Origin of the sequence: Arthrobacter sp. YD4, assembly GCF_030410515.1 — a bacterium.
Lineage (GTDB): Bacteria > Actinomycetota > Actinomycetes > Actinomycetales > Micrococcaceae > Arthrobacter.
The window spans coordinates 226,153-238,612 of record NZ_JAUHHD010000003.1 but is presented as its reverse complement, the minus strand read 5'-3'; the positions used below and the strand labels follow the sequence as shown (position 1 = coordinate 238,612).

12 protein-coding genes are annotated in these 12,460 nt (G+C 70.7%); 5 read left to right on the top strand and 7 right to left on the bottom strand.

Annotated features, from left to right (window positions below; all coding sequences use genetic code 11):
* The first annotated feature begins 51 nt into the window (after positions 1-51).
* The 4 genes from QWJ39_RS09530 (at position 52) to fabF (ending at position 3,830) form a co-directional block, all read left to right on the top strand.
* Entirely contained in the window at positions 52-981 is a 930-nt protein-coding gene (locus tag QWJ39_RS09530) for an ACP S-malonyltransferase (RefSeq protein ID WP_290257562.1), read from the top strand.
* Positions 978-2,030 carry a beta-ketoacyl-ACP synthase III gene (locus QWJ39_RS09525; protein WP_290257561.1) on the top strand — a complete coding sequence of 351 codons (1,053 nt, stop codon included), beginning with the start codon at positions 978-980 and terminating at the stop codon, positions 2,028-2,030. The genes QWJ39_RS09530 and QWJ39_RS09525 overlap by 4 nt, the downstream gene beginning before the upstream one ends.
* A 138-nt stretch (positions 2,031-2,168) precedes the next feature.
* Entirely contained in the window at positions 2,169-2,414 is a 246-nt protein-coding gene (locus QWJ39_RS09520) for an acyl carrier protein (RefSeq protein ID WP_290257560.1), read from the top strand.
* A gap of 180 nt (positions 2,415-2,594) precedes the next feature.
* Positions 2,595-3,830: a beta-ketoacyl-ACP synthase II gene (fabF, locus tag QWJ39_RS09515; protein WP_290257559.1), complete on the top strand. Its 1,236-nt coding sequence runs from the start codon at positions 2,595-2,597 to the stop codon at positions 3,828-3,830.
* A 90-nt stretch (positions 3,831-3,920) separates the two neighbouring features.
* On the opposite strand, the gene QWJ39_RS09510 is transcribed toward fabF, so the two are convergent.
* Positions 3,921-4,877, bottom strand: coding sequence for an ABC transporter substrate-binding protein (locus QWJ39_RS09510; protein WP_290257558.1), 957 nt, complete (start codon positions 4,875-4,877; stop codon positions 3,921-3,923).
* A 52-nt stretch (positions 4,878-4,929) separates the two neighbouring features.
* Positions 4,930-6,165, bottom strand: a complete 1,236-nt coding sequence (locus QWJ39_RS09505; RefSeq protein ID WP_356903162.1) for a M20 family metallopeptidase — start codon at positions 6,163-6,165, stop codon at positions 4,930-4,932.
* Between the two features lie 117 nt (positions 6,166-6,282).
* On the opposite strand from QWJ39_RS09505, the gene QWJ39_RS09500 reads away from it, so the two are divergent.
* Positions 6,283-7,299 (top strand): Lrp/AsnC family transcriptional regulator, encoded by a 1,017-nt coding sequence (locus tag QWJ39_RS09500; protein WP_290257557.1) that lies wholly within the window; start codon positions 6,283-6,285, stop codon positions 7,297-7,299.
* A gap of 92 nt (positions 7,300-7,391) precedes the next feature.
* Here the strand turns inward: QWJ39_RS09500 and QWJ39_RS09495 are convergent, their stop codons facing one another.
* The 5 genes from QWJ39_RS09495 to QWJ39_RS09475 form a co-directional block, all read right to left on the bottom strand.
* Entirely contained in the window at positions 7,392-7,895 is a 504-nt protein-coding gene (locus tag QWJ39_RS09495) for a DUF3145 domain-containing protein (protein WP_290257555.1), read from the bottom strand.
* A gap of 315 nt (positions 7,896-8,210) precedes the next feature.
* Entirely contained in the window at positions 8,211-9,137 is a 927-nt protein-coding gene (locus QWJ39_RS09490) for a tyrosine recombinase XerC (RefSeq protein ID WP_290257554.1), read from the bottom strand.
* A gap of 126 nt (positions 9,138-9,263) precedes the next feature.
* A complete protein-coding gene (gene dprA / locus QWJ39_RS09485) occupies positions 9,264-10,448 on the bottom strand; it encodes a DNA-processing protein DprA (RefSeq protein ID WP_290257552.1) in 1,185 nt (394 codons plus the stop codon).
* 28 nt (positions 10,449-10,476) lie between these two features.
* Entirely contained in the window at positions 10,477-12,021 is a 1,545-nt protein-coding gene (locus tag QWJ39_RS09480) for a YifB family Mg chelatase-like AAA ATPase (protein ID WP_290257550.1), read from the bottom strand.
* On the bottom strand, positions 12,022-12,378 hold the full coding sequence (locus QWJ39_RS09475) for a YraN family protein (protein WP_290257549.1): 357 nt from the start codon (positions 12,376-12,378) through the stop codon (positions 12,022-12,024).
* Positions 12,379-12,460 lie beyond the last annotated feature (82 nt).

Genomic DNA, 12,460 nt, shown 5'->3' with positions numbered 1-12,460 from the left:
TTGGTGCATGAAAGTACCGATGAATCACGCGGCATTTGGAAAGCTGGATACGTGCTTGCAATCGTCTGCCCTGGACAGGGCTCCCAGACCTCCGGTTTTCTGGCCCCCTGGCTGGAACTGCCCTCCGTCCCAGGCCATCTGGCCTCCCTGAGCGAAATAGCAGGTATCGACCTCACCGCCCACGGCACCACCTCCGATGAAGAAACCATCAAGGACACCGCCGTCGCGCAGCCGCTGATCGTCGCGGCCGGACTGGTCGCCGCGAAGGCCCTGTTCGACGTCGAACTCGAAACCCTCCCCGTCATCCTCGCCGGCCACTCGGTGGGCGAAATCACCGCCTCCGCGCTGGCCGGTGTCCTCACCGAGACCGAGGCCATGACCTTCGTCCGGGAACGCGCCAACGGCATGGCCGCCGCGGCCGCCGCCACCCCGACCGGCATGAGCGCCGTCGTCGGCGGCGACCCCGCCGAGGTGCTGGCCGCCATCGAGGCCGCCGGGCTGACCCCCGCGAACGTCAACGGCGCCGGACAGACCGTCGCCGCCGGCACCCTCGAGCAGCTCAAGGCCCTCGCGGACAAGCCGCCGGCCAAGGCCCGGGTCATCCCGCTCAAGGTTGCCGGGGCGTTCCACACCTCGCACATGTCCCCCGCCGTCGCCGCACTGCAGGCGCTGCGTCCCAGGCTTCACCCCCGCAACCCGCAGGTTCCGCTGCTCTCGAACTTCGACGGCGCGCCGGTCACCGACGGCGGCGCCGCGGTGGACAGCCTCATCGCCCAGGTCTCCCGCCCGGTCCGCTGGGACCGCTGCATGGAGACCCTGGTGGAGCGCGGCGTGACCGGCCTGATCGAACTGGCCCCGGCAGGCACCCTCGCCGGACTGGCCAAGCGCGGCATGCCCGGCGTGAAGACTGTTACCGTCAAGACACCGGATGATCTGTCCGCTGCCTTGGCACTATTCGCAGAACTTGAGGGAGGAAAATGAGCACTCCTACGCTGAAGCAGGCTCCCCTGCAGAACGGCACCCGTGTGCTGGGCGTCGGCGCGTACCGTCCCGACGTCATCGTCACCAACGAGGACGTCTGCCAGTGGATCGACTCCTCCGATGAGTGGATCCGCCAGCGCACCGGGATCGTCACCCGGCACCGCGCCCCCGCAGACGTCAGCGTGATCGACATGGCCGAGGGCGCCGCCCGCGAGGCCCTCGAACGCGCCGGCGTCGACCCCTCCGAGCTCGGGGCCGTGATCGTCTCCACGGTCACCCACCCCTACGCCACCCCCTCCGCGGCCGCGAGCCTGACCGACCGCCTGGGCGCCACTCCGGCCCCGGCCTTCGACATCTCCGCCGCGTGCGCCGGGTACTGCTACGGCATCGCCCAGGCCGACGCCCTGGTCCGCTCCGGTGCCGCCAAGTACGTGCTGGTGGTCGGCGCGGAGAAGCTCTCCGACGTCATCGACAACACCGAGCGCACCATCTCCTTCCTGCTCGGCGACGGCGCGGGCGCCGTCGTCATCGGCCCCTCCGACACCCCGGGCATCGGCCCGTCGGTCTGGGGCTCGGACGGCAGCAAGTGGGACGCCATCGGCATGACCCACTCGATGCTGGACATCCGCGACCACGCCGCCGGCAAGGGCGCCCTCAGCGAGGGCGAAGCCGCCGTCACCGAGGCCGCGCTTTGGCCCACGCTGCGCCAGGACGGCCAGACCGTGTTCCGCTGGGCGGTCTGGGAAATGGCCAAGGTGGCCCAGCAGGCCCTCGACGCCGCCGGCGTCAAGGCCGAGGACCTCGCGGCCTTCATCCCGCACCAGGCCAACATGCGGATCATCGACGAGATGGCCAAGCAGCTCAAGCTGCCGGAATCGGTCATCATCGCCCGGGACATCGCCGAGGCGGGCAACACCTCGGCGGCGTCCATTCCGCTGGCCACGCACCGGCTGCTGCAGGACAACCCCGGCCTCAGCGGCGGACTGGCCCTGCAGATCGGTTTCGGCGCCGGGCTGGTCTTCGGCGCCCAGGTGATCGTGCTGCCGTAGTCCACCGTGACTTCCCGGGTGCCGGCACGGCAGGCAGCCCGGATTCCCCCACCGGGCCGAACCCTCGGCCCGAACCACTCCGCCCAACGCTCCGGACCCGTCCGGCGGCCGATGGCACCAACAAAAGAAGGAGCCACCATGGCTAACAACGAAGAGATCCTGGCCGGCCTGGCCGAAATCGTCAACGAAGAGACCGGCCTGGCCCCCGAGGCCGTCGAAATGGACAAGTCCTTCACCGAGGACCTGGACATCGACTCCATCTCGATGATGACCATCGTGGTCAACGCCGAGGAAAAGTTCGGCGTGCGCATCCCGGACGAAGAGGTCAAGAACCTCAAGACCGTCGGCGACGCCGTCAACTTCATCGCCAACGCCCAGGCCTAATTCCGCCTGGTCCCTGGCACTGTCCCCCACGGGGGCGGTACCGCGGGCCGCCGGGTGCCGCTTACGCAGCGGCTCCCGGCGCTCCCCCGATTCACTGACTGACCACCGAGTTTCCTACGCAGGCCCCGGCGCCCTGGCTGGCACCGTAAGCGGCACGCGCACCGACGAAAGAGTGATCCCATGGCACGCAAAGTAGTCATCACCGGTCTGGGTGCCACCACACCCATCGGCGGCGATGTCCCCACAATGTGGAAGAACGCGCTCAAGGGCGTCTCCGGCGCGCATACGCTCGAAGACGACTGGGTTGCCAAGTACGAGCTGCCCGTCCACTTCGCCGCCCGCGCCTCCACCCCCGCCCTCGAGGTCCTGAGCCGGGTCGAAGCCAAGCGCATGGACCCGTCCACCCAGTTCGGCGTGATCGCCGCCCGTGAGGCCTGGGCCGACGCCAACATCGACGGCATCGACCACGACCGCCTGGCAGTGGCCTTCGCCACCGGCATCGGCGGGGTCTGGACCCTGCTGGATGCTTGGGACACCCTGCGAGAAAAGGGCCCCCGCCGCGTCCTGCCGATGACCGTTCCGATGCTGATGCCCAACGGCGTCGCCGCTGCGGTCAGCCTGGACCTGGGAGCCCGGGCCGGCGCCCACACCCCCGTCTCCGCCTGCGCCTCCGGCACCGAAGCCGTGCACATGGGACTGGAGCTGATCCGCTCCGGGAAGGCCGACGTCGTCGTCTGCGGCGGCGCCGAAGCCGCAATCCACCCGATGCCGATCGCCGCGTTCTCCTCGATGCAGGCCCTCTCCCGCCGCAACGACGATCCCGAGCACGCCTCCCGCCCGTACGACCGCGACCGTGACGGCTTCGTCATGGGCGAGGGCGCAGGCGCCCTGGTCCTCGAGGCCGAGGAGCACGCCCTGGCCCGCGGCGCCCGGATCTACGCCGAACTGGCCGGCACCTCGGTGACCGCCGATGCGTACCACATCACCGCCCCGGACCCCGAGGGCCTCGGCGCCACCCGCGCGCTGAAGGCAGCCATGTTCGACGGCCGCATCCAGGCCGAGGACGTGGTGCACGTCAACGCGCACGCCACCTCCACCCCGGTCGGTGACAAGCCCGAGTACACCGCCCTCAAGGCCGCCCTCGGCAGCCACGTGGACAACGTGGCGGTCTCCGCCACCAAGTCCCAGATGGGCCACCTGCTGGGCGCCTCCGGTGCCGTGGAAGCGGTCCTGACGGTCCTCGCCGTGCACGAACGCAAGGCTCCCGTCACCATCAACTTGGAAAACCAGGACCCGGAGATCCCGCTGGACGTCGTGACCTCAGAGCGGGCCCTCCCGGCCGGCAACATCGTCGCGCTAAGCAACTCCTTCGGCTTCGGCGGCCACAACGCCGTGATCGCGGTGCGCAGCATCTAGCCGCCACCGCACGCAGCACGAACGACGGCGGCCAGGTTCCCTTCGCGGGGAACCTGGCCGCCGTCGTTTGCGTTGGCGTTGGCCCGGCCGTTACTTATTGACCGTGGGGTTGACCTCGGCCTTGGCGATGGCGCCGCCGTCGGTGCCCCACGCAGCCAGGATCTTCTTGTACGTCCCGTCCTGGATCAGCTTGTTGGTGGCGCCGGCCACCGCCTCGGCGAGGGCGGTGTCAGACTTGGCGACGGCGATGCCCACCGGCGAGGCGCCGTAGACGTCGCCGAGGGTTTGCAGCTTCCCGTCGGACTGGGTGATGGCGTAGGCCACCGTGATGGACCCGGCAGCCATTGCGTCCATGCCTCCGGCCACCAGGCGGGTGGTGACGTCGGTCTGGTTCTTCAGGGAGACGACGTCGATCGCGGGCTTGCCGGCCGCGACGCACTGGGCGCTCCGTCCGGAGATGTCCGGGTTCTCCTGGAAGGTTCCGGTCTGCACCCCGACGGTCTTCCCGCACAGGTCGTCCAGGGAGATGTTCTTCGGGTTGCCCTTCTGCACCGCCCACTGCGTCCCGGCCTGGAAATAGCTGACGAAGTTGGCGGCCTTGCTGCGCTCCTTCGTGATGAAGAACGAGGACACACCCAGGTCGTACTTCGGGCCGAGGGACGGGAGGATGCCTTCGAACGGGGAGGTCTGCACCTCCACCTTCAGGCCCAGGGTGGCGCCGATCGCCTTGGCCAGGTCGACGTCGTACCCCACGGGGGTCTGGCCGTCGGAGGCCGCGAGGAACTCCGCCGGGGCGTAGGTGGTGTCCGAGCCAACCGTCAGCTTTCCCTTGGACCGGACCTGATCCGGCACCTTGGCGGCAAGGGCGTCGTCCTTGGCGACGGTTCCCGGGTCAAACGTCGCCGTCGCCTGCCCGCTGCCGCCGGTGCCCGAACCTGCCCCGGCACCTGACCCCGCCTCGGACGCGTTCGTGCAGGCGCTCAGGGCGACGAGGACGGCCGCTGCGGCCGCCGCCGTGCGGAGGCGCTGCCCATTCAGTACGTTCATGCTGTTACTACCTTTCCTGGTGCCCTCCCACGTGGTGGTCGGGCGGGCTGTCCTAGGCTCCCTGGTTGATCCGGCGCAGCGCCACCTCGGCCAGCCAGGCGGCGGCGTCCGGGAGCACGGCGTCGTCGAAGAGCGCGTGGGGTGAGTGGTTGGAGCCGGCGTCGGCGGGGTCGCCATGGGCGCAGGCGCTGAGGAAGAGGTAGGCGCTCGGGACCTCGTTGCCGACGAAGGAGAAGTCCTCGGCGCCTGGCATCGGGTTGGCCATGGGCTCGTAGCGGTCCTCGCCGAAGAGGTCCACGATGGCCCCGCGGGCCAGCTCGTACTCGTCCGGGGCGTTCTCCGTGACCGGGTAGAGCTCGTGGTAGTTCACGTCGGCCTTCAGGCCGTGGGAGGCGGCGATGCCCTCGAGCAGCCGCACGCTGCGTTCCTTGATGGCGGCCCGGGATTCGGCGCTGAAGCTGCGGACGGTTGCGTCGAATTCGGCGTGCTCGGGGATGATGTTTTCCCGGGTGCCGCCGGCGATCCGTCCCACGGTGAGGACCACCGGATCGAAGACGTCGAAGGCCCGGGTCACCATGGTCTGAAGTGCGGTGACCGCCTCGCAGAGGGCCGGGATGGGGTCGTTGGCGTGGTGCGGCTGGGAGCCGTGGCCGCCGGATCCGATGAACCGGACGTGGAGGTCGTCGACGGCGGCCATCTGGGGGCCGGGGCGGCCGAACCAGACGCCGCGCGGGTGCGCCGCGGAAAAGACGTGCAGGCCGAAGGCCGCGTCCACGCGCCGCCCGGCGGCCTCGAGGACGCCCTCCTCGATCATCGGCAACGCTCCCCCGGGGCCTTCCTCCCCCGGCTGGAACATGAACACGACATCGCCGGCCAGCTCGTCCTTCAGCGAGGACAGGATCCGGGCCGCGCCCACCAGGCCCGCGACGTGCATGTCGTGGCCGCAGGCGTGCATCAACCCCTCGTGCGAGGAGCGGTACTCCAGCCCGTTGTCCTCGGTCACGGGCAGGGCGTCCATGTCGCCGCGGAGCAGCACCACGGGCTTGGTTCCGCCGGCCGGCACTGCGCCACCGCGGAGGACCGCCGTCACGGAGCTCAGGCTCCGTCCCAGCGTGATCTCCAGGCCGAGGCCCTCCAGTTCGGCGAGGAGCCGGCGCTGGGTCAGGGGCAGGTCGTTGCCCAGCTCCGGGATCCGGTGCAGCTCCCGCCGGAACGAGACGAGCCCGTCGGCGAGCTCCGCCGCCAGTTCCTGGGTGCGGGTGGGTTTCCTGGTGTCTGAGATCGTCACGCTCTCCATGCTTTCGGTAGTCGGGCGGTCACGGGGACCGGGTCAACCCCTCCACCGTGTGATACTTGGCCCATGCAGACGCCCAAATTGACGGAAACGGACTCTACTCTGCGTAATATGCAGGATTCGGTCACGCTGGGTGAGCTGGACCTGGCGCTGGTGAACGCCCTGCAGCTGCGCCCGCGGGCCAGCTGGGCGGAGCTGGCCGGTCCGCTGGGCACGACGGCGACCACACTCGCCCGCCGGTGGGACCGGATGACCGCCGCGGGGTTGGCCTGGATCACGGCCTCTTTCGGTCGGGAATTCAGCCGCAGCCGCTGCATCTCCTACGTCATGATCCGCGCGGATCCGGGTACCCGGACGGCATTGGTGGAGCGGCTCTCCGCGTGTCCCGAGGTTGCCACGATTGAGGTCGCCACAGGCGGTCACGACATCAATTGCGACGTGCTGACCCGTGACCTGCGCGAACTGGACGTCTTCCTGACCACCAAGGTCTACGGGGTGCCGGGGGTGGTGTCCGTGTCCGTGCTTCTCACCACGTCCCTCTATCTGGAAGGTAGCCGCTGGCGGCTACGGTCGCTGGACCCGAGCCAGCTCAATGTCCTCAACCGGAGCACCATGTCCGTGGGTCAAGGCACCTACGCCATGGTCCTGGACGACCTGGACCGGTCCCTGCTGGAGCACCTGTCCCTGGACGGGCGGCTGGGATGGGCGGAGCTGGCATCGTTGACGGGCGCGAGCACGGCCACGGCGAGGCGCCGGGTGAACCGCCTGATCTCCTCGGGGATCATGACCTTCCGCTGCGAGATCGCCCATCCGCTGGCAGGCTGGCCGATCCAGGCCTCGCTACTGGGCGTCGCGCCGGGGCAGGACCTGGACCGGATCGGCCGGGAGTTGGCCGCGTGGCCGGAGTGCCGGTTCGTGGCGGCGGTGACGGGGACGGCCAACCTTTACGCCACGTTCTGGGTAAGGGATCTCGGCGAGTTGCAGCGGGTGGAGGCGCGGACGAGCGCCGTCTTCCCGACCCTGGGCGTGCTGGACCGGATGGTGGCGCTGAGCACGCCCAAGCGGATGGGGCACCTGTGCGACGCCGAGGGCCGGCGCATCGGGACGGTGCCGATTTCGCCCTGGTAGGCAGGGCAGTCCCCGGTCAGCTCCCTCCCGCTGGCTCTGTGCGCCGCCATGGAGGAAGCGGCGCCGGAGCCTGCCGGGGAGTCGTGGGGGGGCTAGCCGACCTGGTGGAGCCAGCGCACGGGGGCGCCCTCGGCGGCGTGCCGGAAGGGCTCCAGCTCCTCGTCCCAGGCCTCGCCGAGGGCCAGGGAGAGCTCGTGGTAGACGGCGGAGGGGTCGCCCGCGCCGGATTCATACGCGTAGCGGATGCGGTCCTCGGAGACCATGATGTTGCCGTGCACGTCGGTGACGGCGTGGAAGATGCCGAGTTCGGGGGTGTGGGACCAGCGGCCGCCGTCGACGCCCTGGCTGGGCTCTTCCGTCACTTCGTAGCGCAGGTGGGCCCAGCCGCGCAGTGCCGACGCCAAAGTGGCCCCCGTCCCCGGCGTACCGGTCCACGAGAGCTCGGCCCGGAACATTCCGGGCGCGGCGGGCTGCGGGGTCCACTCAAGGTCCGTGCGCTTGTCCACGACCGAGCCAATGGCCCACTCAACGTGGGGGCACAGGGCGGTCGGGGCCGAGTGAACGAACAGGACACCACGGGTTAGTGCAACAGACATTCCATCCTCCATAGCTATAGGTACGTCTTCCCCAACGACCTCTGCCCGGATGTCCGTCTGCCGCGGTCGCCCGCGTGCGGGGCTGGTGCCCCTGCCAGACTATTCAGTTGTGTGGTGACTCAAATACTTTTGAAACTCAGGGTGACTCGACATAAAGCACGTCCGGATCCGTGGTGGCCGGGAAACTCGGAAGCTTCGCGTGACCCCGTGGTGGATGCCGGGCGTGAACCCCATTGTGCCGTACCCCACCCTAATAAGCCAGTGCCGCGCAGCGCGCCGTCACCACCGGGTTTTCGGCGTGTCGCGGATGCTGTTTCAGGCGCGCGGGTGGGCCTGTTGATAGCTGCTGCGGAGCCGGTCCACGGAGACGTGCGTGTAGATCTGGGTGGTCGCGAGGCTGCTGTGGCCGAGGATCTCCTGGACGGCCCGGAGGTCGGCGCCGCCGTCGAGCAGGTGGGTGGCAGCCGAGTGCCGCAGCGCGTGCGGACCGGTGGCGGAGGTGTCCCCGAGGCCCTCCAACTGGTCCTTGACGACGCTGCGGACCTGCCGCTGGTCCACCCGGTTACCCCGGGCGCCGAGGAAGAGGGCGGGCCCGGAGCCGTCCGCCACCAGGGCGGGACGGCCGCGCCGGAGCCAGTCGTCGACGGCGAGCGCGGCCGGGACACCGTAGGGCACAGTCCGTTCCTTGTTGCCCTTGCCTAGCACCCGGAGGGTGCGGCGGTCCGGGTCGAGGTCGTCGATGTCGAGGCCGGTCAGCTCGCCGACGCGGATGCCGGTGGCGTAGAGCAGTTCCAGCATGGCCCGGTTCCGCAGGGCCATGGGGCCGCCGTCCGCCGCGGCCGCTTCGGCGCCGGCGACCAGGCGCTGGACCTGGCCTTGCTGGAGCACGCCGGGCAGGGACTTCTCGCGTTTGGGGGCCCGCAGCCGGAGGGCCGGGTCGGCGGCCAGGAGTTCCTCGCGGACGGCCCACGCGGTGAAGGCCCGCGCGGTGGCGGCCCGTCTTGCCAGGGTGGCCCGGGCCATGCCGGCCTCGCTCTGGGCGCCCAGCCAGCGGCGGAGGGTGCCGAGTTCGAGGTCTCCCAGTCCGGTGGCACCCTCGGACGCGGCGTGGCCGAGGAGGCTCTCGACGTCGGCCAGATACGCGCGCACGGTGTGGGCGGAGCGGCCGCGCTCGGCGTCGAGGTACCGGCCGAAGGCGGCGGCGGCATCGGCGAGCGCGGGAGGGATGGTTGGAGCTGGCACCCTTCCACTCTCCCAGCCCCATCCTGCTTCCCGGCGGAGCCCGACGGCGCGCCGTTTCCTTCCGGCTCGAGCGGGCTTGCCACGGTACCGCCCCCTCTTGGCGACGCGGGATGCACGGCGTCTGCCCTAACCCGCCGCCGCCGAGCGTTTCCAGCCACCGTGGCGGGACTCGGCCAGGCCCACCAGGCCGAGCCGTCCCAGGCCGGCCCGGACGGACTCGGGGCTTAGCCCGGCGACGACCGCCAGTTTCTCCACGGTGCTGGTGACCCGCAACGGCAGCGCGTCGAGGAGGATCAGGTCTTCCAGGGTCAGCCCGTCGTGGGCCTCCGACCGTCCCGCTGCCGGGTCCGGCAGGGAGTCACCGCTGGGCGAGACGAGTTCGGCGATCTCCGCGGCATCCGTGACGCACACCGCCCCGCCCTCCCGCAGCAGCCGGTGGCAGCCCGCGGAGTTGGCACTGTGGACCGATCCGGGGACGGCGCCGACCGACCGGCCGAGGGTTTCGGCGTGGTGGGCGGTGTTGAGGGCGCCGGAGCGCCAGCGCGCCTCCACCACCACGGTGGCCCCGGCCAGGGCGGCGATGATCCGGTTGCGCTGCAGGAAGCGGTACCTGGTGGGCGCGGAGCCGGGAGGGACCTCGGCCAGCACCGCGCCCTGGTTGGCCACCGTGCGGAGTAGGTCCTCGTTCCCGGACGGATAGAAGCGGTCCACTCCCCCGGCCATCACCGCGATCGTCGGCAGGCCGGTGGCCCCGGCCAAAGCGGCCCGGTGGGCGTGGGCGTCGATCCCGTAGGCCCCGCCCGAGACGATGGTGAAACCGCGCTGAGCCAGGGCGTAGGCTAGATCGGCGGTAACGGAGGAGCCGTAGGAGGTGCTGTCCCGCGACCCGACGAGGGCGACAGCCTTCGTCGGAGGAGGTAACTCCTGCTCCACGCCCCGCCACCACAGGCACAGCGGCTCCTGCAGCCCCAAATCCGCCAGTTGCGCCGGCCACAGCTGGTCGGAGGGGATTAGCAGCCTTCCGCCGAGCCGCTGCATGGTAGCCAAGTCCCGTGCCGGGGCGAGGTCCGGGACGCGGGGTGCCCAGCGTTTGAGCGCCATACCCAGGCCCAACCAGCCGCCGCCGGCACCGGCGTCCGCCAGCAGCCCGGTGATCTCCTGTTCCAGAGACGGGCCGGGCTTCAGCTGGCCGGTGGCGATCCGGAGCGCATCCTCCGCACCAACCGCCCGCACGAGGGCCAGGCCGGCGGCGTCCTGCGGTTCCATCAGCCGGGACAGGGCGGCCCGGGCGGTGCGTTCGTTGGCGGTCATGTTGCTCTCCTCGGAATCGGACACGCTGTCATGGGGTTGCTCCGGTGGACTGCCGCAGGGCCAGGGCCTGGCCGACGTCGTCGGCATCGGGGCTGCCGCGGCCGGCCAGATCGGCGACCGTCCATGCAAGGCGCAGTACCCGGTCGTAGCCCCGGGCGGTGAGGGAGCCGCGTTCCAAGGCGCGGTCCAGGATTCCGGTGTGGTGGGCGCCCAGCCGAAGCCCACCGCGGAGCACCCGGCCGGGAACCTGGGCGTTGGTCTCGAAGCCGAGCGGCCGCAGCCGGTCAAGCTGGGTGTCCCTCGCCGCCCTGACCCGGGCGGCAATGGCGGCCGATGCTTCCTCCGCCCGGGGCGCACCGAAGTCGGCAAGCGCTACCCGTTCGACGTCCAGCTGGATGTCGACCCGATCCAGCAACGGCCCGGACAGCCGGGCGAAGTACCGGCGGCGCATCGTCGGGGTGCAGGTGCACTCCACACCCTTCCCCGAGGCTTTGCCGCACGGGCAGGGATTCGCGGCCAGGACTAGCTGGAAGCGGGCCGGGTAGGCGGCGGTGCCTGCGGCGCGATGGAGGATCAGCTCGCCGCTTTCCAGCGGCTGCCGCAGGGCGTCCAGGACCCGGCGTTCATACTCGGGCGCCTCGTCCAGGAACAGCACGCCGCGGTGGGCCCGGGACGCGGCGCCGGGTCGGGGAAGGCCGGAACCGCCGCCGATGATGGCGGCCGGGGTGGCAGTGTGGTGGGGGCTCTCGTAAGGCGGCCTGCGCCGGAGCGTCACGGCCGATGTGGTCAGGGAGCTGAGCGAGTGGATGGCGGTGACCTCCATCGCCTCCTGGTCGCCGAGGTCCGGCAGCAGCCCGGGCAGGCGTTCGGCCAGCATGGTCTTGCCGGCACCCGGCGGCCCGGTCAGCAGCACGTGGTGCGCCCCCGCGGCCGCCACCTCCAGGGCCCGCCGTCCCTCGGCCTGGCCCGACACGTCGGCCATGTCCGGCACCATCGCAGGCTCCACGTGTCCGTCGCCGTCGTCGGGTTCTTCCCCCGGGTCGGCGTCCAGGGCCAGGTCCTGCGGGTCCGCGCCGAAGTCGAAGGCCAGCCTGGCCAGGGTGGTGTAGGCGCGGACTCTGGCGCCGGGGACCAGTTCGGCCTCGGCTGCGTTGGCTAGGGCCACGACCACGTCCGGGTAGCCGGCGCGGACGGCGGCCATGACGGCCGGGAGGATCCCGCGGACGGGGCGGAGCCGGCCGTCCAGGCCCAATTCGGCGAGGAAGACGTGACGTCCCGTGGACCGGATATCGTTGGCCGCCAGCAACGCGGCCATGGCAATGGCCAGGTCGAACCCGGAGCCTCGTTTGGGCAGCGACGCGGGGATGAGGTTGGCGGTGATCTTGCGGCGGCTCAGGGGGATGCCGGAGTTCTGCGCGGCGGAGCGGATCCGCTCCCTGGCCTCGTTCAGCGACGCGTCGGGCAGCCCGAGGATCACAAATGCAGGCAGCGTCTGCCCGATGTCCGCCTCGACCTCGACGATGTACCCGTTGAGGCCCACCAGGGCCACGGCATAGGTCCGGCCGAGCGCCATCTACCCCACCCCCTTGAGGTGTTCGATGGCGGCCTCGCCGGTGCCGTCGTCGAGCACGGCGATGACATCCACCCGGCGTAGCGGCATCCGCAGCTCATGCTCCCGGCACCAGGCGGACCCGAGCCGGTGCAACCGGGCAAGCTTCTCGGCACCGACAGCCTCGAACGGGTGCCCGAACGCCAGCGAGCGGCGGGTCTTGACCTCGGCGATGACCAGGGCGTCGCCGTCGAGCGCGACGATGTCGATCTCGCCAGCGGGACAACGCCAGTTCCGGTCCACCACCCTGATCCCCTGGTCCTCCAGGAAACCGGCCGCCAGATCCTCGCCGCGGCGGCCCAATACGTCTTTGGCTCTCATCCCTCCAGCGTGGACGGCGTTCAGAGACTGCAATACCCGCAGGTCACACTATGTGGGTAACTCCGGTCAGGGGACCAGCAAG